32 protein-coding genes are annotated in these 26,194 nt (G+C 27.7%); 24 read left to right on the forward strand and 8 right to left on the reverse strand.

Features of this window, described 5'->3' with window-relative positions; translation table 11 throughout:
- Positions 1-2 precede the first annotated feature (2 nt).
- The 16 genes from rplP to CP960_RS02065 all read left to right on the forward strand — a co-directional run bounded on the left by rplP (position 3) and on the right by CP960_RS02065 (position 8,022).
- On the forward strand, positions 3-428 hold the full coding sequence (gene rplP / locus CP960_RS01990; protein WP_101183561.1) for a 50S ribosomal protein L16: 426 nt from the start codon (positions 3-5) through the stop codon (positions 426-428).
- Positions 415-600, forward strand: a complete 186-nt coding sequence (gene rpmC, locus CP960_RS01995; RefSeq protein ID WP_101183562.1) for a 50S ribosomal protein L29 — start codon at positions 415-417, stop codon at positions 598-600. Before rplP ends, rpmC begins: the two co-directional genes overlap by 14 nt.
- A gap of 16 nt (positions 601-616) precedes the next feature.
- On the forward strand, positions 617-871 hold the full coding sequence (gene rpsQ / locus CP960_RS02000; RefSeq protein ID WP_101183563.1) for a 30S ribosomal protein S17: 255 nt from the start codon (positions 617-619) through the stop codon (positions 869-871).
- On the forward strand, positions 871-1,239 hold the full coding sequence (gene rplN / locus CP960_RS02005; RefSeq protein WP_101183564.1) for a 50S ribosomal protein L14: 369 nt from the start codon (positions 871-873) through the stop codon (positions 1,237-1,239). Before rpsQ ends, rplN begins: the two co-directional genes overlap by 1 nt.
- A 2-nt stretch (positions 1,240-1,241) precedes the next feature.
- Positions 1,242-1,481 carry a 50S ribosomal protein L24 gene (gene rplX / locus CP960_RS02010; protein ID WP_101183565.1) on the forward strand — a complete coding sequence of 80 codons (240 nt, stop codon included), beginning with the start codon at positions 1,242-1,244 and terminating at the stop codon, positions 1,479-1,481.
- A gap of 2 nt (positions 1,482-1,483) precedes the next feature.
- Complete coding sequence (gene rplE / locus CP960_RS02015; protein WP_101183566.1) at positions 1,484-2,032, forward strand: 50S ribosomal protein L5; 549 nt, start codon at positions 1,484-1,486, stop codon at positions 2,030-2,032.
- Positions 2,032-2,217, forward strand: a complete 186-nt coding sequence (locus tag CP960_RS02020; protein WP_079577051.1) for a type Z 30S ribosomal protein S14 — start codon at positions 2,032-2,034, stop codon at positions 2,215-2,217. The genes rplE and CP960_RS02020 overlap by 1 nt, the downstream gene beginning before the upstream one ends.
- 13 nt (positions 2,218-2,230) lie before the next feature.
- Positions 2,231-2,629, forward strand: a complete 399-nt coding sequence (gene rpsH, locus CP960_RS02025) for a 30S ribosomal protein S8 (protein WP_101183567.1) — start codon at positions 2,231-2,233, stop codon at positions 2,627-2,629.
- Between the two features lie 9 nt (positions 2,630-2,638).
- On the forward strand, positions 2,639-3,172 hold the full coding sequence (rplF, locus tag CP960_RS02030) for a 50S ribosomal protein L6 (protein ID WP_101183568.1): 534 nt from the start codon (positions 2,639-2,641) through the stop codon (positions 3,170-3,172).
- Positions 3,173-3,182: 10 nt separating this feature from the next.
- Positions 3,183-3,542, forward strand: coding sequence for a 50S ribosomal protein L18 (gene rplR, locus CP960_RS02035; protein ID WP_101183569.1), 360 nt, complete (start codon positions 3,183-3,185; stop codon positions 3,540-3,542).
- A gap of 9 nt (positions 3,543-3,551) precedes the next feature.
- Positions 3,552-3,995 (forward strand): 30S ribosomal protein S5, encoded by a 444-nt coding sequence (rpsE, locus tag CP960_RS02040; RefSeq protein WP_101183570.1) that lies wholly within the window; start codon positions 3,552-3,554, stop codon positions 3,993-3,995.
- 4 nt (positions 3,996-3,999) lie between these two features.
- Entirely contained in the window at positions 4,000-4,398 is a 399-nt protein-coding gene (gene rplO, locus CP960_RS02045) for a 50S ribosomal protein L15 (protein ID WP_101183571.1), read from the forward strand.
- Positions 4,399-4,400: 2 nt separating this feature from the next.
- Positions 4,401-5,663 (forward strand): preprotein translocase subunit SecY, encoded by a 1,263-nt coding sequence (gene secY, locus CP960_RS02050; protein ID WP_101183572.1) that lies wholly within the window; start codon positions 4,401-4,403, stop codon positions 5,661-5,663.
- Between the two features lie 2 nt (positions 5,664-5,665).
- Positions 5,666-6,430 (forward strand): type I methionyl aminopeptidase, encoded by a 765-nt coding sequence (gene map, locus CP960_RS02055; protein WP_101183573.1) that lies wholly within the window; start codon positions 5,666-5,668, stop codon positions 6,428-6,430.
- A gap of 12 nt (positions 6,431-6,442) precedes the next feature.
- Positions 6,443-6,661 carry a translation initiation factor IF-1 gene (gene infA, locus CP960_RS02060; RefSeq protein WP_079577043.1) on the forward strand — a complete coding sequence of 73 codons (219 nt, stop codon included), beginning with the start codon at positions 6,443-6,445 and terminating at the stop codon, positions 6,659-6,661.
- A 104-nt stretch (positions 6,662-6,765) separates the two neighbouring features.
- On the forward strand, positions 6,766-8,022 hold the full coding sequence (locus CP960_RS02065) for a GGDEF domain-containing protein (protein WP_101183574.1): 1,257 nt from the start codon (positions 6,766-6,768) through the stop codon (positions 8,020-8,022).
- Positions 8,023-8,128: 106 nt separating this feature from the next.
- Here the strand turns inward: CP960_RS02065 and CP960_RS02070 are convergent, their stop codons facing one another.
- Positions 8,129-8,338: a hypothetical protein gene (locus tag CP960_RS02070; protein WP_101183575.1), complete on the reverse strand. Its 210-nt coding sequence runs from the start codon at positions 8,336-8,338 to the stop codon at positions 8,129-8,131.
- Between the two features lie 128 nt (positions 8,339-8,466).
- Here CP960_RS02070 and CP960_RS02075 point away from each other — a divergent pair, with 128 nt between their 5' ends.
- The 8 genes from CP960_RS02075 to CP960_RS02110 all read left to right on the forward strand — a co-directional run bounded on the left by CP960_RS02075 (position 8,467) and on the right by CP960_RS02110 (position 18,831).
- Entirely contained in the window at positions 8,467-9,132 is a 666-nt protein-coding gene (locus CP960_RS02075; RefSeq protein ID WP_101183576.1) for a uracil-DNA glycosylase, read from the forward strand.
- A complete protein-coding gene (locus CP960_RS02080) occupies positions 9,129-10,247 on the forward strand; it encodes a hypothetical protein (RefSeq protein ID WP_101183577.1) in 1,119 nt (372 codons plus the stop codon). Before CP960_RS02075 ends, CP960_RS02080 begins: the two co-directional genes overlap by 4 nt.
- Before the next feature lie 44 nt (positions 10,248-10,291).
- Positions 10,292-12,055, forward strand: a complete 1,764-nt coding sequence (aspS, locus tag CP960_RS02085; RefSeq protein ID WP_101183578.1) for an aspartate--tRNA ligase — start codon at positions 10,292-10,294, stop codon at positions 12,053-12,055.
- A 17-nt stretch (positions 12,056-12,072) separates the two neighbouring features.
- On the forward strand, positions 12,073-12,852 hold the full coding sequence (locus CP960_RS02090; protein ID WP_101183579.1) for a metal ABC transporter solute-binding protein, Zn/Mn family: 780 nt from the start codon (positions 12,073-12,075) through the stop codon (positions 12,850-12,852).
- A 114-nt stretch (positions 12,853-12,966) separates the two neighbouring features.
- Entirely contained in the window at positions 12,967-15,555 is a 2,589-nt protein-coding gene (locus tag CP960_RS02095; RefSeq protein WP_101183580.1) for a chemotaxis protein CheW, read from the forward strand.
- 70 nt (positions 15,556-15,625) lie between these two features.
- A complete protein-coding gene (locus CP960_RS02100) occupies positions 15,626-17,383 on the forward strand; it encodes a YgiQ family radical SAM protein (protein WP_101183581.1) in 1,758 nt (585 codons plus the stop codon).
- Positions 17,384-17,466: 83 nt separating this feature from the next.
- Complete coding sequence (locus CP960_RS02105; protein WP_101183582.1) at positions 17,467-18,036, forward strand: adenylate kinase; 570 nt, start codon at positions 17,467-17,469, stop codon at positions 18,034-18,036.
- A 15-nt stretch (positions 18,037-18,051) separates the two neighbouring features.
- Positions 18,052-18,831: a competence/damage-inducible protein A gene (locus tag CP960_RS02110; protein WP_191321652.1), complete on the forward strand. Its 780-nt coding sequence runs from the start codon at positions 18,052-18,054 to the stop codon at positions 18,829-18,831.
- 2 nt (positions 18,832-18,833) lie between these two features.
- On the opposite strand, the gene CP960_RS02115 is transcribed toward CP960_RS02110, so the two are convergent.
- From CP960_RS02115 to pnuC, 7 genes are all read right to left on the reverse strand, one after another.
- A complete protein-coding gene (locus CP960_RS02115) occupies positions 18,834-19,499 on the reverse strand; it encodes a tetratricopeptide repeat protein (RefSeq protein ID WP_101183583.1) in 666 nt (221 codons plus the stop codon).
- Positions 19,496-20,521, reverse strand: coding sequence for an alanine racemase (locus tag CP960_RS02120; protein WP_101183584.1), 1,026 nt, complete (start codon positions 20,519-20,521; stop codon positions 19,496-19,498). Before CP960_RS02120 ends, CP960_RS02115 begins: the two co-directional genes overlap by 4 nt.
- An 11-nt stretch (positions 20,522-20,532) precedes the next feature.
- Entirely contained in the window at positions 20,533-22,362 is a 1,830-nt protein-coding gene (uvrC, locus tag CP960_RS02125; RefSeq protein ID WP_101183585.1) for an excinuclease ABC subunit UvrC, read from the reverse strand.
- Between the two features lie 53 nt (positions 22,363-22,415).
- Entirely contained in the window at positions 22,416-23,321 is a 906-nt protein-coding gene (locus CP960_RS02130) for a hypothetical protein (RefSeq protein WP_101183586.1), read from the reverse strand.
- Positions 23,322-23,445: 124 nt separating this feature from the next.
- Positions 23,446-24,729 carry a diguanylate cyclase gene (locus tag CP960_RS02135; RefSeq protein WP_101183587.1) on the reverse strand — a complete coding sequence of 428 codons (1,284 nt, stop codon included), beginning with the start codon at positions 24,727-24,729 and terminating at the stop codon, positions 23,446-23,448.
- Positions 24,730-24,811: 82 nt separating this feature from the next.
- On the reverse strand, positions 24,812-25,573 hold the full coding sequence (locus CP960_RS02140) for a choline/ethanolamine kinase family protein (RefSeq protein WP_101183588.1): 762 nt from the start codon (positions 25,571-25,573) through the stop codon (positions 24,812-24,814).
- Positions 25,563-26,165, reverse strand: a complete 603-nt coding sequence (gene pnuC, locus CP960_RS02145; protein ID WP_101183589.1) for a nicotinamide riboside transporter PnuC — start codon at positions 26,163-26,165, stop codon at positions 25,563-25,565. Before pnuC ends, CP960_RS02140 begins: the two co-directional genes overlap by 11 nt.
- Positions 26,166-26,194 lie beyond the last annotated feature (29 nt).

A 26,194-nucleotide genomic window follows, 5' to 3' on the forward strand; every position in this document is an offset into this window, starting at 1 on the left:
TTATGTTAATGCCTAAAAGAACTAAATTCAGAAAACAGCAAAAAGGAAGAAATAGAGGTAAAGCTCATAGAGGTAACTTCTTAGCTTACGGAGATTTCGGACTTAAGGCTTTAGAGCATGGTAGAATTGATTCTAGACAAATTGAAGCTGCCAGAATTGCTATGACTAGAAAAGTTAAGAGACAAGCAAAAGTATGGATTAAAGTTTTCCCAGACAAGCCTTTAACTGCTAAACCATTAGAAACAAGAATGGGTAAAGGTAAAGGTGCTGTTGATAAGTGGGTTATGAACGTTAAGCCAGGTAGAATTTGCTTCGAAATGGCGGGTGTTGGTGAAGAGTTAGCAAGAGAAGCTTTAACTTTAGCTCAACATAAATTACCATTTAAGACTAAAATTGTAACAAGAGATAGCGAAAATGAATTATACTGATATTAAAGACAAAAGCTTAACAGAGTTAAACGAGTTATTAAAAGAGAAAAAGGTGCTTCTTTTTGAATTAAAAGCAAAGCTAAAAACGATGCAGTTAACAAATACTTCTGAATTAAAAGCGGTTAAAAAAGAGATCGCGCAAATTCAAACAGCAATTACTGCAGCTAAATAACTTAAGGATCTAAGGTATGAGTACACATAAAAGAGAGATTCAAGGTGTTGTGGTAAAGAAATCTGGAGATAAAACTGCTTCTGTGTTAGTTACAAGAAACGTTTTACACCCAAGATATCACAAAACTGTGAAGAGATTTAAAAAATATTTAATTCATGATGAAAGAAATGAATTAAATGTTGGTGACTCAGTTGTTGCAATTGAGTGTAGACCAATTTCAAAAACTAAATCTTTCAGATTAAAGAAAATTGTAGCTACAGGAGTTAAATAATGATTCAAAGTTTTTCTAGATTAAATGTAGCTGATAATACTGGTGCAAAAGAGATTATGTGTATCAAAGTTTTAGGTGGTTCTAAAAGAAGATACGCAACAGTAGGTGACGTAATTGTTGCTTCTGTAAAAAAAGCTCTACCAACTGGTAAAGTAAAAAAAGGTCAAGTTGTTAAAGCAGTAATTGTAAGAACTCATAAAGAAGTTCAAAGAGAAAATGGTTCATTAATTAGATTTGATGACAATGCTGCGGTTATTCTTGATGGTAAAAAAGAACCAATTGGAACAAGAATTTTTGGACCTGTTGCTAGAGAAGTTAGATACTCAGGTTTCATGAAAATTGTTTCACTTGCTCCGGAGGTACTATAATTATGGCTATTAAATTAAAAATTAAAAAAGGTGATACAGTTAAGATTATCGCTGGTGATGACAAAGGTAAAACTGGTGAAGTTTTACAAGTTTTACCAAAAGAGAACAAAGTAATTGTAAAAGATTGCAAAGTAGCTAAAAAAACTGTAAAACCAGATCAAGAAAAAAACCCTAATGGTGGATTTGTAAACAAAGAGATGCCTATTGATATCTCTAATGTAGCAAAAGTAGAAGGTAATTAATTATGGCAGCAAGATTATTAGAAAAGTACAAAAACGAAATTAAGCCAGTTTTAGAATCAGAGTTTCCTAAAAACAAGATGTTAACTGCTAAATTAGAAAAAGTAGTTATCTCTGTTGGTGCTGGTGAAGCTATGAAAGATAGTAAATTAATGCAAAACATCCAAGATACTATCTCTTTAATTGCTGGACAACATGCAGTTAAAGTAATTGCTAAGAAATCAGTTGCAGGATTTAAAGTAAGAGAAGGTATGCCAGTAGGTGTAAAAGTTACACTAAGAGGTGAAAATATGTATACTTTCTTAGATAAACTTTGTTCAGTTGCTTTACCAAGAGTAAAAGACTTTAGAGGTCTTAAAAGAAATGGATTTGACGGAAGAGGTAACTACAACTTCGGTTTAGATGAGCAGTTAATGTTCCCAGAAGTAGTTTATGATGATATCATCAAAACTCACGGTATGAATATTTCAATTTCTACAAGTGCAGACAATGATGCTGAAGCATTCAGATTATTAGAGCTTGTTGGAATTCCATTTACTAAAGGAAGAGCGTAATGGCAAAGAAATCTATGATTGCTAAAGCAAAGAGAACTCCTAAGTTCTCTTCAAGAGCATATACAAGATGTTCAGTTTGTGGAAGACCACATTCAGTATACAGAGATTTTGGTCTTTGTAGAGTTTGTTTAAGAAAAATGGCTAACGAAGGGTTACTTCCTGGTGTTAGAAAATCTAGTTGGTAGGAGAATTTAAGCTATGATGAATGATATAATCGCAGATGCTTTAACTAGAATAAGAAATGCTGCACTTAGAAAATTAGAAGTTGCAACATTATTACACTCAAATACAATTGTAGGTATTCTAGAAGTATTACAACAAAAAGAGTATATTGAGAGTTACAAAGTTATCGATGCAGAAAATAATAAGAAAACAGTACAAGTTACATTAAAATATGATGATAATGATAACTCTGTAATTAACGAAATTAAAAGAGTTTCAAAACCAGGAAGAAGAGTATATAAGTCTTCTTCAGAATTAAAAAACTTTAAAAATGGATACGGTACAATCATTGTTACAACTAACAAGGGTGTTATCGCTAACGATGAAGCTTATGCTTCAAAAGTTGGTGGTGAAGTACTGTGTACAGTATGGTAGGAGAGTGTAATGTCTAGAATTGGAAAAAGACCTATTTCTATACCAAATGGAATTGAAGTAACTGTAGAAGGTACAGTAGTTAACGTTAAAAAAGGAAGTAAAGTTTCTTCTGTTGAGACTCATGGAAGAGTAGGAATTGAAGTAGCTGATAATAAAGTTATTCTTTCTAAAATTGGAGAACAACCTGAAGCTGCAGCTTTCTGGGGAACTTATAGAGCACTTATTAACAATGCTATTGAAGGATTAGATAAAGGTTTTGCTAAATCTTTAGAAATCAACGGTGTTGGTTATAGAGCTGCTGTAAAAGGTAAAGTTCTTGAACTACAATTAGGATACTCTCACCCAATTAATTACGATATCCCAGAAGGATTAGATATTACAGTTGAGAAAAACTTAATTCACGTAAAAGGTGCAGACAAACAACAAGTTGGGCAAGCTGCTGCAATTATTAGAGGCTTTAGAAAACCTGAACCATATAAAGGTAAAGGTGTTAAATATGTTGATGAGCATATTGTTAGAAAAGCTGGTAAAACTGCGAAGTAAGGTGTGAGTAATGAGTAGAGCAAAAGAAATAGCAAAAAAGAACGCTTTAAGATTAAAAAGAAAAAGAAGAGTTAGAGGTAGTATTTCTGGTACTGAAAGTAAACCAAGAGTTACTATTACTAAATCTAATAAATATGTTTCAGCACAAGCAATTGATGATGTAGCTGGTAACACTTTAGCTGCTGCTAATTCTAAGACATTAGGATTAAATGTATCTAAAGAGAGCGCTTCTAAAACAGCTGCTAAATTAGCAGAAGAGTTAAAAGCGAAGAATATTGATACTGTAGTATTTGATAGAAATGGATACCTGTATCATGGTGTGGTTGCAGCATTTGCTGACGCATTAAGAGAAAACGGAATTAAACTATAAGGGTTAATGATGGCAGCAGTAAATAGAGAAGATTTTCAAGAAGCAATCGTTAAAATCGGAAGAGTAACAAAAGTTGTAAAAGGTGGTAGAAGATTCAGATTTACAGCTTTAGTTGTTGTTGGTGATAAAAATGGTACAGTAGGTTATGGAACTGGTAAAGCTAAAGAGGTTCCTGATGCAATTAAAAAAGCTTTAGATGATGCATTTAAATCATTAGTAAGCGTTTCTATTAAAGGAACTACAATTGCACATGACATTGAGCATAAGTATAATTCAAGTAAAATTTTACTTAAACCAGCTTCAGAGGGTACAGGACTTATCGCAGGTGGTGCGGCAAGACCAGTACTAGAATTATCAGGTGTTAAAGATATTATTGCAAAATCTTTAGGTTCAAACAACCCTAACAACCTTGTACAAGCTACTGTTGAAGCACTAGCTAGAATAAAAGGATAATTAGATGGCATTAAATAATTTACAACCAGCTGAAGGTAGTACTAAAAACGTTAAAAGAGTTGGTAGAGGTCAAGGTTCAGGAATGGGTAAGACTTCTACTAGAGGTCAAAAAGGTCAAAAATCTAGATCTGGATTTAAGAATAAAAGAGGTTTTGAGGGTGGTCAACAACCAATCCATAGAAGACTTCCAAAAGTAGGTTTCTTCTCAAGAGTTAGCAAACCTTACTCTATTAATGTAGATAGAGTTAAGCAAGTTGCACAGTTAGAAGAGATTACTTTAGATTCTATTAAATCAGTTTATAAACTATCTAAATCAGTTGAGAAGGTTAAATTAATCGGTTCAGCTGCTAAAGATTTAGCATCTAAAATTAAAGACGAAAACGTAACTACAACTGGAAAATAATTATGAGTAAAGATCTTATAAATAAGATTCTTATTACTTTAGGGTTTATATTCCTTTACAGGCTACTGGCATATGTGCCAGTACCTGGTGTTAATATAGATGTAGTAAAAGAATTCTTCGATTCAAATGCAAATAATGCATTAGGTCTTGTAAATATGTTTAGTGGTAATGCAGTTGAAAGATTGTCAATTATATCACTAGGAATTATGCCTTACATTACAGCTTCTATTATTATGGAACTTCTAGCAGCTACTTTCCCAGCACTTGGTAAAATGAAAAAAGAGAGAGATGGTATGCAAAAATATATGCAAATCATCAGATATACTACTATTGTTATTACACTAATTCAATCAATTGGTGTATCAATGGGTCTAAATTCATTAACTGGGCAAAGTGGACAAAGTGCAATTTCTATTGATATGAATACTTTTATTGCAGTATCATCTATATCAATGTTGACAGGAACTATGTTATTAATGTGGATTGGAGAGCAAATAACTCAAAAAGGTATTGGTAACGGTATTTCGTTAATTATCTTTGCAGGTATTGTTTCTGCAATTCCAAGTGCTATTGGTGGTACAGTTGATTTAGTAAATAATGGTCAAATGAACTTTTTAACAGTTATTGCAATTTTAGTAATTATTCTTGCAACTGTTGGAGCTATTATTTATGTGGAACTAGGTGAGAGAAGAGTACCTGTTTCATACTCAAGAAAAGTTATGATGCAAAATCAAAACAAAAGAGTTATGAACTATATACCTATTAAGGTTAATTTATCAGGTGTAATTCCAGCTATTTTTGCAAGTGCTATTTTAATGTTCCCAGCGACTGTTTTACAAGGTAGTCAAAACGAGTACTTAGTAGCTATTGCGGATTTTTTAAATCCGAGCAGTTATACTTTTAATATTTTTATGTTTTTATTTGTAGTATTTTTTGCATTTTTCTATGCAAGTATTACATTTAATGCAAAAGATATTTCAGACAATTTAAAAAGACAAGGTGGATTTATTCCAGGTGTTAGACCAGGAGCATCAACTGCAAACTTCTTAAATGAAGTAGCAAGTAGATTAACTTTCTGGGGAGCATTATACCTTGCAGCAATTTCAACGGTTCCTTGGCTTTTAGTTAAGTCAATGGGTGTTCCATTCTATTTTGGTGGTGTTGCTGTTCTTATTGTTGTTCAAGTTGCTATTGATACAATGAGAAAAATAGAAGCACAACAATATACTAATAAGTATGAAACACTAAGTGCGGTTGGGCTGTAGTTATGGCAATTGCAATTAGAAAACCAAATGAAATTCAAAAACTTCGCGACGCTAACGTTATCGTTGCGAAGACTTTAAATTATTTAAACGAAAATGTAAAGCCAGGCATGACTTTAAAAGAAGTTGATGTTATGGGTGAGAAGTTTTTGAGAGATCTTGGAGCTAGACCGTCTTTTAAAGGACTGTATGGTTTCCCTGGTGCTATTTGTACCTCACTAAATGAAGTTATTATCCATGGTATACCAGATGATACTGTTTTAAAAGAAGGCGACATTTTAGGCCTTGATATTGGAACAGAGTTAGATGGTTGGTATGGAGATGCTGCTATTACTATGCCAATTGGCAAAATCTCAAAAGAGGATGAAGAGTTAATTGCTTGTGCAAAAGACTCTTTACTTTATGCTATTGATATTATCAAAGAAGGTATGAGATTTAAAGAACTTTCAAAAGCAATAGAAGATTTTATCGTTGCTAGAGGTTATCAACCTCTAATTAGATTTTGTGGACATGGTATTGGTAAAAAACCTCATGATGAGCCTGAAATTCCAAACTATTTAGAAAATGGAAGTCCAAAATCTGGACCAAAAATTAAAAATGGAATGGTATTTTGTATAGAACCTATGATTTGTCATAAAGATAGAGAACCTGTTATTTTAGAAAATGATTGGGATGTTGTATCAAGAGATGGATTAAGAGGTAGCCATTATGAGCATACAGTAGCTGTTATTAACGGCAAAGCAGAGATTTTAAGTACAGTAGATAACTAGGGAGACAATAAAGTGGCAAAAGATGATGTTATTGTGATTGATGGTAAAGTTGTAGAGGCTTTACCTAATGCAATGTTTAGAGTAGAGCTAGACAACGGACATGTAGTATTATGTCATATCTCAGGAAAAATGAGAATGCACTACATTAAAATTTTACCTGGTGATAAGGTAAAAGTAGAAATTACACCTTATTCACTTGATAAAGGTAGAATTACTCATAGATATAAGTAATTTTTATAAAAAGAGACAATAACTTATAATTTTGTCTCTTTTTTTTTCCTTCTTTTAGATTAATCTTGTTAAAATACTTCTAAATAATTAAAAGTTGAACTATTATGGAAGATATAAAAAAAATAATTAAAAATACTATTCGATCTTTAACAAAGCAAGAAATACCCGCAACTCCATCTAATTATGCAAAAGAGTTTTATAAGCAAGCACAAGAGCTAGATTTTAGAGTTGATGAGTTAAATAAGTTTTATAAGTTATATAAAGATTTAAATGAAGATGAGAAGCTATATATAAGTGAAAATGATATAACCACTTATTTTGAACTATCCTTCTTGCTATTAAAAAGAGTAAATAACAAAGATTTAACTAAATTTATAGAGAATTTAGATTTTTTACTTACCCCTTCTATTGATTATAATATTGAAAAAAAGATTTCACAACTAAAAACAGAACTTTTACAAGAGCCTCAAAGATTAGTTAAAAATAGTACTATAAATAGATTAAGAAAATTTACAAATGAAAGAATTACAAGAGATAAAGTTGTAGTTCAAGAAAAAGCAAAAGATGTTAAAAAAGTAATTAATCTTATGGGAAAATATTTTGACAAATGTTTACTTCAAAGTGATGATACTTCAAAAGAGGTTACAATGATAAAAACTGAACTAGAAGGCTTGGAGTTATCAAAACATTCAGCTAGGGATTTAGCTATGCTTCAAAGTAAGCTAGTAGATACTATTCATAAATTAGAAAATAGTATAGATGAATCTCAAGCTGAACTTTTTAAAGGACAAAAAGATTGTGTTTATTTACAAAAACAAATAAATAAACTTGAACAAGATTTAAATGAAGTTAGTAGAGAAAAAGATATAGATTTTTTAACAGGTATTGCTAACAGAAGAGCATTTGCAGCAGAAGTTGACAAAATTGAGAATGAATATGAAATATTTAAATCTAAGTATGCAATAGTATTTTATGATATTGACCACTTTAAATCTATTAATGATAATTATGGCCATGAATGTGGAGATACTGTATTAAGTACTTTTGCAACAATACTAAAAAAACTAACAAGAGAAGAAGATGTAATTTGTAGGTATGGTGGAGAAGAGTTTATAGCTTTAATTCACTATACAGAAGATGATGAAGTATTAAGTTATTTAAAAAGAGTACAAAATATTGTTTCTACAAATAAATTTGTTCATAAAGATATAAAATTAAAAGTTAAATTTTGTGCTGGAGTAGTTTATAGAAATAAATATAACTCTTATAATGAAGCTTTAGAACAAGCAGATTTACTACTAAATAAAGCTAAACATGAAGGTAGAGATAAAATTATTATTGATACTGGAGTGTATATATAATAAACAAAGCTATGAAGCCTCGTATTAGTTATAGTTCGCAGTTTAAAAAGGTATAACTAATAGTTAGCTCCATAGTTTTGCCTACTAAATATTTACAACTACACTATTATAGTCTATTTTCGGTTAATTTAATCTCTTCTTCAAGAAGTTTCTTGTGATTAATCATAAGTTGTAAGTTTTTATTTAACAACTCTTTCCTTTTATATGACTCTATAATAAAATTATAAAGCTTAGGTCTTGTTTTTTTCCAATTGTGTAAAGTTGTCTTATTTACTCCTAATTCTTTTTCTAATGTTCTAAGACTTGGTAAAGTCATTATAAATCCTGTATTGTTGCTTGAAATGTATTGTACAAAATATTTGAACAAAAATCAAGTAAAAAATAAATATTGTACAAAATATTGGAACAAATTAATGTGAAAGTTAAGTTTTTGTAAAATTTGGCATGACAAATGCAGTTAAAAACAGAATTTTATATCAATTAAATTTTTTAGAATCTATTGGTTATGAGTATCATCCAAATATTGAATTTGGCAAAAATGAGATAAATGATTCAAATTTGCCAAATAACTTAAGTGAACTAAAAAATATAGTTGATAATTGCTATTTATGTGATTTGTGTAAAACTAGAAAAAATGTACTTTTTGGACAAGGTAATAGCGATGCAAAAGTTCTTTTTATTTTAGAAGAACCAACAACTAGTGAAGATGAGTTAGGAGAGTTTTTTGTTGGTAAAAGTGGTGAAATATTAAAAAATATGATTCAAAATGTACTTATGTTAGACACTCATGATGTATATGTTACTAATATTGTTAAATGTAAATCTAATGACGGATTTACTACAACAAATGCAAATAGTTGTAGGGTATATTTAGATAAACAAATTGAGTTAATAAATCCAATGTTAATTGTAACTTTTGGAGAGAAAGCTTATAAGTATTTAACAAATGATAATGTACAATTTGAACAAGTAAGAGGAAATATACTTCCTTTTAAATATTATAATATTATTCCTACTTTTTCACCTAGTATATTACTTAGGAATCCTTCATTAAAAAAAGAAGCATATTATGATATGCTAAAAATTAAATCTATACTGGAGATAAATTGAAACAGATAGTACTTATTATTGCTACAGTTTTTTTATTTTTTGGATGTACTCAAAAACAAAGAGTAGTAGATATTCAAAAAAAACAAGAAATTCCAACTACTAAACAAGAGCAAGTAAAAGAAGAGATAGCTTTTGACAAGCTTTCAGAAGATGAAATAGTTATCAATGAAGTAAAATCAATTGAAGATAAAGATTTAGATGATGTATTTAAATTAGCAGTAGTTTATCCTTCTAAGGTAGTTGGTAAATATGCAAATAATACTGTAAATACAATTACTGCTTATTTGTTATTTAAAAATGAGAAGTTTAAAGTTGAAACTTTTGATACTATTGATGAGAGTATGTTATCAATAGAAAATAGTGTAAAACAGTTAAAAGATGCTGGTTATGAGAAGGTAATTGCACTTTTTACAAATGAAGGATATAAAAAGCTAGCAAGTTTTTCTTTTGATAGTGATGTTAAAATCTATTTTCCTTTGATAAATAAACAAACAGTTTCTATAATTAAAGATAATTTTTTATTTGGAGGAATTTCATATAAAAAGCAGATTGATTTACTTCAAAGCTTATCAAATGGCAAAAATATTATGTATTACCAAAAAAATTATTTAGGTAATAAACTAAAAACTATTTATGAAAATAGTGTGCAAAATATTATTACTATTAAAAATGTTGAGAGTAGAAACAATGATTATAGAAGATTAGTTAATGATAATAGACTTGATAAAGCAGCTGTTATGTTAAATACTTCTATTATAAAAACTTCTATTATCCTTTCTCAAATTAGAGCTTTTGAAAAAGAGCCTGAAGTTGTTTTATCAACACAGTTAAACTTTAATCCTTTATTAATATCTTTAACTCAAGCAGAAGATAGAACTAGTTTTGTACTTGCTAATTCTATTGATGCAACAAATGAGAAATTAGAAGATATTTTAGATTCTTTAGGTGCTGATATTGTCTATGATTGGGTAAATTACTCTTCATTAGTAGGAGTTAATAGACTTTTTGATGAAAATAAATCTGGATTAATAAAAACAAAATTTGAAGAGAATAGAGTTTTATATGAGCCAAAACTATATAAAAGTACAGCGCATGGATTTCAAAAGATTAAGTAAATCTTGGATATAATCGCGAATATTTAAAAAGACGGAGTTTAGAATTGAGAACGCATTATTGTACAGACGTAACAGAAAAAAACATTGGTGAAACAGTTACTGTTGCTGGTTGGGTAAACAGTAGAAGAGACCACGGTGGAATTATATTTATTGACTTAAGAGATAAAGGTGGACTAGTTCAGTTAGTTTGTGACCCACAAGATAGCAAAGAGTCTTTAGAAAAAGCAGAAACAGTAAGAGATGAGTTTGTTTTAGTAGCTACTGGAAAAGTTAGAGCAAGAGGTGAAGGTTTAGAAAACCCTAACTTAACTACTGGAAAAATTGAAATTGTTGTAAGTGACTTAACTATTGAGAATAGATCTAAACCTATGCCATTTGATTTAGGTGATGAAAAAGTAAATGAAGAGATTAGATTAAGAAATAGATTTTTAGAGTTAAGAACACCAAAAGCTTATGATATTTTTAAATTAAGAAGTAAAGCTACTATTCAAGTTAGAAATACTTTAGACGAATTAGGTTTTCTTGATGTTGAAACTCCAATTTTAACGAAGTCAACTCCTGAAGGTGCAAGGGATTATTTAGTGCCAAGTAGAGTTCATCCAGGTGAGTTTTATGCTCTTCCTCAGTCTCCTCAATTATTTAAACAGTTATTGATGGTTTCTGGATTTGATAAATATTTTCAAATTGCAAAATGTTTTAGAGATGAAGACTTAAGAGCTGATAGACAACCTGAATTTACTCAAATTGATATTGAGATGTCATTTTGTAATCAAGAAGATATTATAAAAGTAGCTGAAAAACTAATTTATGATGTTTTTACAACTTGTGGAAAAGATATACCTACAACTTTTCCTAGAATTACATATAAAGAAGCAATGGAAAAATATGGTTCAGATAAACCTGATTTAAGATTTGATATGCCAATGGTAGATGTTATTGATATTTTTGCTAACTCTACAAATGAGATTTTCTCTTCTATTGCAAAAGATAAGAAAAATAATAGAATTAAAGCTTTAAAATGTCCAAATGGAGATAATATCTTCTCTAAAAGACAAATGAAAGGTTTTGAAGATTACGTTAGAAAATTTGGAGCTAAAGGTTTAGGTTACTTCCAAATGAAAGAAGATGGATTAAAAGGTCCTTTAACTAAATTCTTTAGTGAAGAAGATTTAGAAGAGATTGTAAAATCAACTGAATTAGAAGTTGGTGATGTTGTATTTTTTGGAGCAGGAGATAAAAAAACTGTATGGGATTATATGGGAAGATTTAGACTTTATCTTGCTGAGCAAATGGAAATTATTCCAGCAGATACTTATAAATTTGCGTGGGTTGTTGATTTCCCAATGTTTGAAGTTGAAGATGGAAAAACAAAAGCATTGCACCATCCATTTACAATGCCAAATTTAGAAAAATGTGATTTAAATAATATTGAGGATTTAGAAGATATTGAATCAATTGCATATGATTTAGTTCTAAATGGAACTGAACTTGGTGGTGGTTCAATAAGAATTCATAAAGAAGATGTACAAGAAAAAGTATTTGAACTTATGGGTATTTCTCAAGAAGAAGCAAATGAGAAGTTTGGATTTTTACTTGAAGCATTAAGATATGGAGCACCAAGTCATGGTGGAATTGCTTTTGGTCTTGATAGATTAGTAATGCTTCTTGCTGGAACTGATTCTATTAGAGATGTAATTGCATTCCCTAAAACACAAAGAGCTCAATGTTTATTAACAGATGCACCAAGTCCTGTTGATAATGAGCAATTAAAAGAGTTAAGTCTAAGAATTAGACAACCTCAAGCTTAATATATAAAAGAGTAGATATGAAAAAAGTAATAATACTATTTTTTCTATCTATCTCTATTTTATATGCAAAACCTAGACTTTCTGTATCTATTCTACCTTTAGAGTATATTATTGAAAAAATCACAGTTAATAAATTTTATTATATTTCTTTGTTTCAAGAAAACTATATAACTGAATATCCTTCAAAAAAAAGAGTTAGAAAACTATCTTATTCCCCTGTTTTTTTGTCTATGAATTTACCTAAAGAAAAAGATTATATAAATGATTTAAAAGCAATTAGTAATATTAAAGTTGTTGATGTAACAAAAGGAATCAATAGAATTGATAATAATCCTTATATTTGGACAGACCCTATAAACTTTAGAAAAATTGTATTAAATGTATATGATGAAATAGTTAAACTTGATAAAGCACACAAGTCTTATTATGAAAAAAACTTGACTAAATTATTAAGAGATATAGATGAGATTTTTTTAGCAGTAAAGATGCAACTAAATACAATGAAAACTTATAATTTTTATGCCTTTGATGAGTATTGGGATTATTATGCAAATAGATATAGATTAAATATTTATAAGAAGAAAAAACAAAAACTTAATGCAAAACAGATATATAATACAATACTTTTTGCAAGAGAAAATGATATATATAGAACTATTGTTGATACTCATGATAGTAGTGATATAATCTCTTTTTTTGCACAAAATTCAGAAACTGAAATTATAAAAAATAACATTTTTAAAAAAAACTGGCAAGCAAATATTTTTATATTTACTCAAAAAATAGCTGAAGATTGATAATCACAAACATAATTTTATACAATTGTATAAATAATATACATAATATAGGTATATTTTCTACATTTAAAAATATATAATCTTTATATCTAATCAATCTAAAAAGGAAGAGAAATGTCTGGGTTGATAAACTACAAAGGTATAAATGTAAAAAAAGAGTTATACCCTATAATTAAACATATAGAAGATGTTGATAAATATAGAGAAGAGTTGGGTAGATTAAGCTCTTCATGGGATATTTTTGCACTTCTTGGACAACTTGGTGATATAAATATTGATATTGGAAAAACAAAAGAGAATTTTTTAAATTTAACTTCAACTTTATTAAATCATTTAAGTGAACAAACTATAAAAAAAGTTACTGCTGAGATGAACTTTAAGGCTCAAGTAGCCATAGATGTTGTGATTAGGAATCTTTTTGAAAGAACAGCTGATATTGGTTTTTTAGCAACAGATGATGATATTAGAGTTTTTATTGAATCTTATGTATCAGATTATAATGATGAAAGTATTGAACTTAAGCATGAAATACAAAAAAGATTTAAAGAGTATGTGGCTAAATACTCTGTATATTTTGATATTGTATTAGTTAATACTAAAGGTAAAATACTTGCAAGATTGGATGAAAATGAAAAGATAGAAAAAGTAGATTTATCTTTTGTAAATGAAGTATTAAATACAAACGATGAGTATGTAGAAACATATAAACACCACGATTTTATTCCTCAAGATAAAAATACATTAGTATATTCATATAAAGTTACAAAATCAAATAATCCAAACTCTGAAAATTTAGGAGTTCTTTGTTTATGTTTTAAATTTCAAGATGAGATGAAAGGAGTTTTTAATAATCTTGTAGATACAAAAAATAAAGAATCAATTACTATTTTAGATGAGAGTGGAGTTGTAATTGCTTCTAGTGATAAAGTGCATATTCCTTTAGGTTCAAAACTGCCAATCGTTTTAAATGATGAGTACAAAATAGTATCCTTTGCTGGTAGGGATTATATTGCTAAAACATGTAAAACAAATGGTTATCAAGGTTTTAAAGGGCTTAGTTGGTATGGACATATAATGATACCACTTGAGTACGCTTTTTTAAGTGATGAATTAGAGTCTAGTAGTGTAGATGATAAAGTAATTGAAGCTATGATGAATAATGAACAACACTTCTCAAAAGAGCTACAAGAAGTATTTAATAAGAGTAAAACTATACAAGATAATTTAAATAGAGTAATTTGGAATGGTAATATATCTCAAAGTAAAGTTAACTCTTCAAATAGAGAGTTTTCAAAATCTTTATTAAATGAGATAGGTGTTACAGGAGTGAAAGCAAACTCTTCTTTAAGTAATCTAAATAAAACAATTATAAATTCAATTATAAAAGATAGTGAGTTCTTATCTTCTTTAGCAATAGATATTATGGATAGAAACTTATATGAAAGAGCTAATGATTGTAGGTGGTGGGCTCTTACTTCATTTTTTAGAAAAGCATTAGATAATTTGGAGACAATAGAAGATAAAAAAGATGAGATAAGTTCAATTTTAAAGTATATAAATGATTTATATACAGTATATACAAATCTTTTGATTTTTGATAAAAATGGAAAAATAATTGCAGTTTCAAATAAAAAAGAAGAGCATTTAGTTGGTAAAATCTTAACTCAAGAGTGGGTACAGAAGAGTTTAAATTTGAAAAATACTTCTAAATATTGCGTATCAAAATTTCAAAAGAGTAATTTATATGAAAATGAATCAACTTATATTTATTGTAGTGCAATTCGTTCTTTAATTGATGAAAAGAAAATAAACGGTGGAATTGCAATCGTATTTGATTCAACTTTTCAATTTAATGCAATGCTTAATGAAACGCTACCTAAAGATAATAAAGGTGAAAAAATAGATGGAGTATTTGCACTTTTTACAAATAAAGATAAGACAATTATCTCTTCTACAAATGAAAAGTTTAAAATAGATAGTATCTTAGACTTAGATGATAAATTTTTTACATTACAAAATGCTCAAAAATTAAGTCAAATAGTTGAATACGAAGGGAAATATTATGCAGTTGCTGTTAGATGCTCTTCTGGATATAGAGAGTATAAAAGTAGTGTAGATGATTATAAAAATGATGTATTATGTTTTGTATTTATTTATATAGGAGATATTAATAGTAAAAATAGATTTAAACACAAAGTTAAAGATAAGTTTAATGTATCTTCAAAAAAGAGTTTAACTCAAGATAGTGTGGATTTAGCAACATTTAATCTTGGAAGTAAATTTTTAGCAGTGGAAGCAAAAAATATTATCTGCTCTATTGGAATTGATAAGCTTGAAGAATCAATTGATATGGATAAAAAAAATCATTTTAAAGGAATGGTTTTATATAAACAGAATCTAATTTCTGTTTTAGATATTAGAGATTTTATAAATGAAGAGATAGAAGATGATGAGTTAGAAAATATTATATTGTTGCAGTATGATAAAGATAATGTAGAGCATTGTGTTGGAATTTTAGTATCTTCATTGGAAAATATTAGTGTAGTTGAAAGAAAATCAATTCAACATATTCAAAATCACTTTTTAGGAGCTGGTACTTTAATTCAAAGTCTTGTTGATATTGAAGAGAATGGAAACTCAAAAGTAGCCATGATACTTGATATTAAAAAGATTGATGATAATTTAACACAAGAGTTAAGCTAATTTAAAATTTATAGAATAAGTTAAAAGATATTTTGGCACAATACAAAAAAATATTAAGGTCAAAATATCTATGAATAGAAATGAATTTTTACCAACTACTAAAAAAGAGATGAATAAACGTGGTTGGGATAAACTTGATGTTATTTTAATATCTGGTGATGCATATATTGACTCTCCTTTTATGGGAGTAGCTGTTGTTGGAAGAATACTTGAAAGTATTGGATTAAAAGTGGGGATAATAGGGCAACCTGATATAAACTCTGATATAGATATAAAAAGACTTGGAGAACCAAAACTTTTTTGGGGAGTAAGTGGTGGAAGTATTGATTCTATGGTATCAAACTATACTGCTACTAAGAAGTTTAGAAATAGTGATGATTACACTCCTGGTGGTAAAAATAACAAAAGACCAGATAGAGCTACTTTAGTATATACTAATTTAATAAGAAGATATTTTAAAAATACAGTTCCTATTGTGCTTGGTGGAATAGAAGCAAGTCTTAGAAGGTTAACTCATTATGATTACTGGTCAAATAAACTAAGAAAACCTATTTTATTTGATACAAAAGCTGATTATATGATTTATGGAATGGGTGAACAAGCTATTATTGATTTGGGTAATTATTTAAAAGAAGGAAAAGACCCTAAAACAATTAAAGGAGTTTGTTATATCTCAAAAGAGCCAGTATATGAGTATGAGCAAATACCAAGTCATGATGAGTGTTTAAAAGATAAAGAGAAGTATATTGATTTATTTAGAGCATTTTATGATAATAATGACCCTGTGTATTCTAAAGGCCTTTGTCAAAAAGTAGATACAAGGTATTTAATTCAAAATCCTCCAAGTGATTATTTAGAAGAAGAGCAGATGGATAAAATTGCATCTTTCCCTTATCAAAGAGATTTACATCCATATCATAAAAAAGATGGAAATGTTAAATGTTTAGAAACTATAAAATTTTCTATTATGACTCATCATGGATGTTGGGGAGAGTGTAATTTTTGTGCAATTGCAGTACATCAAGGTAGAACTATTAGAACAAGAAGTGAAAAGAATATTATTCAAGAAGCAAAACATTTTACTAAAATGAAAGACTTTAAAGGAGTTATTTCTGATGTAGGTGGGCCTACTGCAAATATGTATGGCTATGAGTGCAAAAAGAAGTTAAAAAAAGGTACTTGTATAGATAACTATCGATGCGTTGATGATAAAAGACTTTGTAAAGCTATGAAAGTTGACCATAGTAGAAACATACAGCTTTTAAAAGATATAAGAGAAGTTCCTGGTGTTAAAAAAGCATTTGTAGCTTCAGGAGTTAGATATGATTTAATTACTGCTGATAAAAAACATGGATATGAGTATTTAAAACAGATGGTAAATCATCATATCTCTGGGCAGATGAAAGTAGCACCTGAACATACAAGTGATGAGGTTTTATATCATATGGGAAAACCTGGAAAACAAACACTAATTGATTTTAAAAGAATGTATGATAAATTAAATAAAGAATCAGGGAAAAAACAGTTCTTAACATATTATTTAATAGCAGCACATCCAGGTTGTAAAGAGAAACATATGCATGAATTAAAGCAGTTCACTACAAATGAATTAAAGATGAATCCTGAACAAGCACAAGTATTCACTCCAACTCCTGGAACATACTCAGCTGTTATGTATTATACTGAAATGGACCCTTTTACTAAGAAAAAGGTTTTTGTAGAAAAAGAGACTAGAAGAAAAGAGAAACAAAAAGAGATAGTTATTAAAAAAACAGGTTTTAATAAAAATAATAGAAGAAAAAACTATTCATCTGATATGCAAGGATAAAAAGTACAAAAACTTGTATAAGTTGCTTTTTGCTATAATACCGCCAATTTAATACATTTATAAAAATTGATAAGGGAACATTTATGAAAAAACTTTTTTTAATTATTGGTGCACCAGGAAGTGGTAAAACAACAGATGCAGAATTGATTGCTCAAAAACATGAAAATATAACTCACTACTCAACAGGAGATATGTTTAGAGCTGAAGTTGCAAGTGGAAGCCAAAGAGGAAAACTAATTGATTCATATGTATCAAAAGGAAACCTTGTTCCAATTGATATTGTAATTGAAACTATTGTAGGAGCTATAAAAAAAGCTCCAACTGATGTTGTTGTAATTGATGGTTATCCAAGAAGTGGTGAGCAAATGACTGAGCTTGATAAATACTTACAAACTGAATCTGAAGTAGAGTTAGTAAATTGTATTGAAGTTGAAGTATCTGAAGAAGTTGCAAAAGATAGAGTTCTTGGAAGAGCTAGAGGTGCTGATGATAATGTAGAAGTTTTTAATAATAGAATGAAAGTATATACTGAGCCTTTAGCTGAAATTCAAGAGTTTTATACACAAAAAGGACTTTTAAAGAAAATCAATGGTGAAAGAACTATTGAAGAGATAGTTTTAGAAATGGATGAGTTTATTCAATCAAAAATTTAATTAAAAGAAATAGAAGTGAAACAAAGTGAAAAAATAGTTAACTTTTATTCAGTTATAATTGGAACAGAACTTTTAAATGGGCGTCGTAAAGATGCCCATTTTTCTTTTTTAAATCAAGAGTTGGTAAGAAGAGGGTGGCGACATAAAGCCTCTTTTGTAATAGAAGATGAACCTGAACTTATGGAAAATATATATAGATTAATAAAAGCAGATAAAAACTCTGTTATGTTTAGTTTTGGTGGTATAGGTTCTACTCCTGATGATTTGACAAGAGAAGTTGCAGGAAAAGTTTTTACTAATGGTCAAATGTGTTTTCATAAAGAAGCAAAAGCTTTAATAGAAAAACAGTTTAAGCAAGAAGCTTATCCCCATAGAATTAATATGGCTTATTTACCAAAAGACTCTAAATTATTAGATAATGTCGTAAATAATGTACCAGGTTTTTATTTGGATAATAGATTCTTTTTTACTCCAGGTTTTCCATCTATGAGTCAAGCTATGGTACTACAAGCACTTAATAAATATTATGAAAAAAATAGTGTAGAAAAATATAGACTATCTTTAACTGCTGGTTGTGGAGAGAGTGATTTAATTGATATTATGAAACAAGTAAATAGTGAAGAAGTTGAACTATCTTCTCTTCCTAGATTTATTGATAATAACAAAAGAGCAACTGTTATATCTCTTAGTTCTATAAATAAGCAAGCTGTTGAAAAATATTATGAATTATTTGTAAGCTATTTAAAACAGAATAAAATAGACTGCTTTTTAGAAGATATTGCTAAAAGAGATTAAGTTTATTTAGGTTGTGTATAAAAATCAAACTTAAAACCTTTGTCTTCTGGATATTTTTTTAGATTATAATCTTTGTAAACTTTGATACATAAAGGATGATTTTTTTTCATCCCTTCTTTTGCAAAAACATGGGCTCTTCCAAAATTTGGAAAAACTCCTTTTCCACTTGCATACATTAAAGCAAGGTTACAATGTGCTTCTGTATATCCAGCTTTTGATGCTTTTTCAAAATATTTAACAGCTAATTTATAATCTCTATCTACTCCAACTCCATTAATTAAGATTTTTCCCATCATATTATGTGCTGGTGTATAGTTTGCATTACTTAGTTCTAAAAAAAGATTATAAGCTTTTTTTGTATCATAATAGGGTGATTTTTTATTTATATATAATTTTCCTAAATAGTATCCTGCTTTTTTATCTCCTAATACTGCACCTTTAGTTAAAAGAATAAAAGCATTATTTATATTTTTTTGTATCTCTTCTCCATTTGCATAAATCATTGCAAGTCTAAAAATTGCATCAGTATTATTTTCCTGCGCTAAATCTTTATAATAGCCTAAAGCTTCTAAGACACCTTTTTCTTTCTCTACTTTTTGTGCTTGTTCAAAAGTTAAAGAAAATGATAACGTAAAAATTGTAGTTATTAAAAGAAAATATTTAATCATTGGATTATCTCTTTTTTTATTGTTGGATTTAATTTTGTTGTTATTTCATATGTTATTGTATCATGAATCTTTGCTAATTGTCTAGCATCATTAAAAATACAAATATTTTCATCATTGCAATTTACACTAAGATTATCCATAGATACTCTTCCTAAAATCTCATAACCCTTAGGAGTTATGTATTTATGTTTTTCATTTAATCTAAAAAAACCATCTCCATAACCAACATCATATGTAGAGATAGTCATATCTTTTTTTGCAATATATCCTCCACCATAACCAACTCTTTGACCCTTTTTTATCTCTCTTGTGGCAATTTTTTGACCCCACAGTGACATAACTGGTTTTAAATCTGGATTATTAAATATATTGTCAGTTTCTAAATATCCATAAGAAGCGATACCAACTCTTGCAAAATCTTCATCAAAATTATTAATTCTAAACAAAGCAGAAGAGTTTGCAGAATGAAATTTTGGAAGTGGTATTGAAAGTTGTTCACATATGTTTTTCACTTCTTCTTTTATTTGCCTAAAATTTGACCTTTGCCAGTAAAAATCAGTTGCCAGTTCATCAGCACATCTATAATGTGTGAACAAACCAGTGAATTTTAAGTTTTGTTTATAAAGCCCATGAATAGCCTCTTTAAGCTTATCTTTATTTATCCCATTTCTATGCATTCCACTATCCACTTTTAGATGAACTTGCGTATTTTTGGGCAATTGTTTAATTTGTTCAAGTGAGTTTACAGCTATGTGAAAAGTATGTGAATAAGTACTTAAGTTCGTATCAGCTAATATTAAGATATAATCAAAATAGTTATTTATTTTTCTAGCTTCTTCACAAGTTCTAACAACTGCTTTTTTTATACCGAACTCTTTTGCTAATTTTGCAATTTCTAAAAGTCCATGACCATAAGCATTGTCTTTTAACACAATTGCGACCTTTTCTTTACTTTTTGTTTGTTTTAATATAAGATTTAAATTATGAAATAGATTTTTTTTATTTAATAAAATTTTTGCCAACTTTTTAGCCTTTAATTTTCTAATGTTTTAAAATGAGTTATTAATAAACTAGCATCTTTTTCGTTTAGAACTGCTTTTAATTCATCAAAGGATGCATTTCTTATTTTCTCAAATTCACCAAAATATAATAGAAGCTTTTTAACTTTAGCTTCTCCTATTCCTTTTATTTGAAGTAAAGAGATTTTACTATCTTCTTTTCTTTTTTGTTTTTTATGAAAGCTTATTGCAAATCTATGTGCTTCATCTCTTAACCTTTGAATAAATTGCAGTCTTTTATCACTAGGAAGTAAATCAACTCTTTTTATTGAGTTGTTTTGTTCAAAATAAATAATATCTTTTGCACTTCCTTTTGCTCTATGAGCTTTAAAATCAAGTTTTTCCTTTGCAATAGCAATAATATCAAGATTTACTCCAACTGAGTTTCTTATATCAATTGCAAGTTTTAATAAAGTTTCTCCTCCATCAATTACCCAAACATCTGGTGCTGGATTTTTTTCAAAACTTTGAACTCTTCTTATTAGAGTCTCTTTCATTTGTGCATATTCATCTTTAGCTTCTAAATTATAGTGCCTATAATCTTTTTTTACAAATTTCTCTTCCCATGTAACCATCGCACCCACAGTTGCTTGTCCCATCATATGTGAATTATCATAACATTCAAATCTACTTGGAGTATAAGAAAGATTTAGTAACTGTTTTAACTCTTCATAAATAGAACTATTTGTTGTTTGTAATCTTAATAATTCATTACAATTATTTATTGCAACTTTTATAATTTCTGTTTTTTTCCCTCTTTTTGGATGTGTTATTGGAATATTTTTTTCAAATCTATCTTTAATAAATTCTTGCAATTCATCAATCTCTTGTGTTATCTCATCTGCTACTATAATCTCTTTAGGAAGTAACGGAATTTCATTATCATAATAGTTTATAATTGCTCTTTTATAGGCTTCATTTAAATCTATTTCCAATTGAGTTTGATTTATTTTTAAGTAGTCATGATTACTTGAAGCTAATTTTCCTTCTCTAAAAAACATTCTTACAATAACTGCTTTATCTTTTGACGCTCTTATAGCAAATAAATCAAGGTCAATATTTGAAGCTAAATCCATTCCTGTATGAATTTGAGATTTTTCTATTGTTTTGATTCTATCTCTTAACTTCATAGCCTCTTCAAAACGAAACTCTTCAGAGTATTGAAGCATTTTTTCATTTAGTTTTTTTATAAGTCGATTTTTGTTGTATATAAACTCTAATGCTTCTTCAACAATTTTACTATACTCTTCTTTTGTAATTTTTCCTACACAAGGAGCATGACATTTTTTTATTTGATGAAATAAACAGGCCTCTTTACTTTTTACACAAGACTTTTTTTGAACAAGAGGTACTATTTCATAGATGCTATCTAGCATATCTCTAGCTCCTGTTGAGTAAGGGCCAAAATATTTAATATTTTTATCTTTTAGAACTTTTCTTGTAATTTCAAGTCTTGGAAAATCCTCTTTATAATCTATTATAATATATGGATAAGTTTTATCATCTCTTAAAAGAATATTATATTTAGGTTTAAGTTGTTTAATAAGTGAATTTTCTAGAATAAGTGCATCATGTTCATTTGGCACTACAATCCACTCTAAAGACTTAACCTCTGTTATCATTTTGTATATTCTTGGACTTAATTTATCAGCAGGGGCTAAAGTAGGAGTAAATTTAAAGTATGACTTTACTCTATTTTTAAGCACTTTTGCTTTGCCTATGTATAATAAATGTCCATCTTTATCAAAGTATTGATAAACTCCGGCACTATTTGGTAGTTCTTTAAGTTTTTCTTCTAAATTCATTTATGAATTTTATCTAAAAGTTTATACACTTTCCTTTTAATGAAAGTGTATATTTAATGATAATTTATATAATAAGGTCTAACCATTATTTTTTGATTACCAACTGGTTCATAACCTAATATTTGTTTTGGAGTCATTATTGGTTTAATATCATTTTTATAAAAGATTTTAAAACCTCCAATTGCTTTATTTGTTTGACTTGATGCATACAATCCATTATATATTTTGATTTTAACTTGTGCACTTCCATGACCATCAATATTATAAATAAGCTTTACATTATCATAGTTTTTAACTTGCTCTTTTTGTCTTAACATTCTTTTATGAAACATATGAATTATTAGTTTTTTTTCTTGATTTATATTGTGCTTTTTTAAATATGTACTAATTAATTCTTGTGCGTCGTTTAAATGATTTGCAAATATATGGCCTATATATCTTCCAGGAGGGTATCTTCTATGTTTTGGAATTTTAAATTCAGGGTCAATTGCTAAGTGTACATTTTTATATTTCAAATATTTTAAAACAGGTTTTATAGCTTCTGATGGTGTGTATGTTCCAAGTTGTAAATCTATAATTACTAAAAAGTTCTCTTTTTGAGCTCTTTTTATATATTTTAATACAGTTTTTTCACTCATTCCTAAAAGATAATCATTTCTTCTACCTGGATCTTTAGTTGCTAAAGAGTGAATAAGATGAAAAGCTAATTTTACATCTAGTTTATTATCTAGTTCATTATTGAAATAGTTTTGCTTTTTCTTCATCTTTTTTATTAATTCATCAAGACTACTTTGACCTAAAATCCCTAAAGATGGTGTATTTGGTCTTCCATAATACCCAATTAAAAGTTCATCTTTTTTTGTAACTGCTGTATTTTCTTCAACTAATGTAGTTTTTGCATATGCTAGTTGAAAAAATAAAAAGATACAAATACTTAAAACTGTAAAAACACTTCTCATTTTCTCTTTCTTTTTTGTTTAATTTTATTATTTTGTGAAAGTATATTATAAAATATTAAAAATATAATTTAAGTAGAAATGATAAATTTTAATAAGCGCTTACTTTTATAAAATTAGAAAAAAATCAACTTGATATAACTCTATTTCTTCCACTATTTTTTGCTTTATATAAAGCTTTATCTGCACGATTAATTAAACTAAAAAAACTATCTTCACTATTGCAAGTAGCAACACCTGCACTAATAGTTATATAAATATAATCTTCATTGTTTTTATAAGCACTTTTTTCAACTAATAGTCTTAAATTATTAGCTAAATTTATAGCACCTTTTAAATCAGTATTATTTAATGCTATATAAAACTCTTCTCCACCTGTTCTTGCTAAAATGTCAGAGTTTCTTATATTATTTTTAAGGATATTTGCAATTTGTTTTAATATCATATCTCCAATATGATGTCCATATGAATCATTTACTCCTTTAAAAAAATCTATATCAATACAAATTATTGAAAAAGGTATTTTCTCTCTTTTTGCTAAAAAGAAAACTTTTTCTCCCATCTCAAAGAAAAACCTTCTATTGGGAATCTTTGTTAAAAAGTCAGTTATTGAAATTTTTGTTAACTTTTTATTTGTTTTTCTTAGCTCTTTTGTTCTTTTTTTTACTTTTCTTTCTAAAGTTTTATTAAGAAGTAATATCCTTTTTTCTTTATTTGATAAACTAATTATTGTATATATTATTAAACTAAGAAAAATAATTGAAGTAACAATAGTAATTATATAAAGATTTGAAGCTTTTTGTTCTATTGCTTGAATACTTTTAATGTAATTATCAGCAGGGATACTTACTCTAAGACCTCCTAATACATCACCTAATTTTTCACCTTTTGTATGGCATTTTAAACATGAGTTTTCAGCTTTTAAAGCTCCTAGTAAATCATATCTATTAGCAGTAAATTGAGTATAAAATTTTTTATTTGTTTTTTCTAAACTCTTTAATGCTTTCTTTTCAAACTCGTCAGCTTCATTATTGGGATTTATAGCGTTCGCATTTGTTATTTTAAAAAAGTAGTTTCCTCTTTGATTAGTAATTTCAGAGATTTGTCTAGTCATCCAAGCAGGATTTATTTTTATTAGTAGTTCATTTTTATTTGTATATGCAATATTATCTTCTAAATATTTATTTGGCTTAATATTATCATGGGCTTTTATATAAATACCATTGTGGCTTGAAGCCCAACTTCTTGTATTTAGCATATTTGTAAAAAGAGATTTAGCTTCTTGAAATAAAATATTTTTATTTAAGTTTACATAATACTCTTTTGAAGTTTTTATATGAGAAAGAATACTTATAGTAAAAATAAAAATAGTAAAGGCTACAAAAACGATTAAAAACTCTTTTTTTTTCATAGTTAAACCTTTTATTATAAATAATTATAACAAAATTGTTAACAATATGAGAAAAATATTAGTTAAATTTTATACAAAAAACCTATAAATTCTCTTTAAACCATAATTTACATAACAAAGAATATATCTTTTCATAACATTTGAGTTTTTGAAAATGAGAATATTTTAAATTTTTAAAATATTGTTTAAGTAGAATTTTCTTTTTCCTTTTATCTAAATTAAACTCAATACAAATAGTTGCTAAATCAAAAAAAATATCATTTATTCCTGCATATTCCCAATCTATTAAATAGATGTTTTTATCACTAAAAATGATATTTTTAGGATTTAAATCATGATGGCATAAAGCAAGATTTTTTTTAAAGTTTCTAAGCTTTTTTAGTTTCTTTTTTAATTTTTTTATGAGTTTTTGACTTTTCTTATCGTGTAAAGAGTTTTTGTAGTGATTTAAATCTATATTAAAGTCATAAGTTTTACTTTTCATTTTTAGTTTATGAACTTTTTTAACTTTTTTTATTAAGGTTTTTAACTCTTTACTTTTTAGTTTATTTTTATGTTCTCCTTTTAAATAGTTAGAAATAAGTAAACCATTTTTTTTATCAAAATAGTAAGGCTTTGCAGTTAAATTTTTTTTAAAAGCCTCTTTTTGTACTTTATATTCAAACTCTCTACTTATATTTACACTTTTATTTGAGTGAAAAAATCTTAAAACATATGATTGTTTTTTTGTCTTTACAATATAATTAGTATTACATAAACCTTGATTTTTAACTAACATAATATTTTTTATATATTTCTTTTTTAAAAAATCATGAGTTTTAATAAAGCTTATATCAGTTTTCATAATCTTTTTTCCACTTTATAAATGCAACTATTGCAAGTATTGTATAAATAGTAAATAAAATAGCAGTTAGATAAAAGGCTTTATTTATATAAATATATATTGAAATTGCATCAATTACTATCCAATATAACCAGTTTTCAATAACTTTTTTTGCAAGTAAATATGTATTGAAAATTGCAAATACAGTAGTAAAAGTATCAAGATAAGCATAGTCTGCATTTGTATAGTTTTTCATATAATAACCAAGTACTAAAGAAAGAGTAGTTAATAAAAAAATTGCTTTTATATTTTTATTTATTCCTAAAGTTGAAATTTTAAGTTCAGCTTTTTTATTACTATTTGTATATTTCCAAGAGTACCAACCATAAATTGCCATTATTAAATAGTATGCATTTAGGAATGAGTCCATTAATAAAGATGCATCAAAAAATATTATTGTATATATAAGTGTACTAAAAAATGCAGCTACAAAGCACCAAACATTTTGTTTTATGGCTAAAAGCAAATATAAAATTGATAGAAACATTGCAATTGCTTCTAAACTACTAGTAGATTGTAAAGTTTGTATTAAGGGATTTAAAAAAGTTTCCATATTCTATCCTTTGCAAAATTGAAAATATA

Origin of the sequence: Malaciobacter halophilus, assembly GCF_002837275.1 — a bacterium.
Classification (GTDB): domain Bacteria; phylum Campylobacterota; class Campylobacteria; order Campylobacterales; family Arcobacteraceae; genus Malaciobacter; species Malaciobacter halophilus.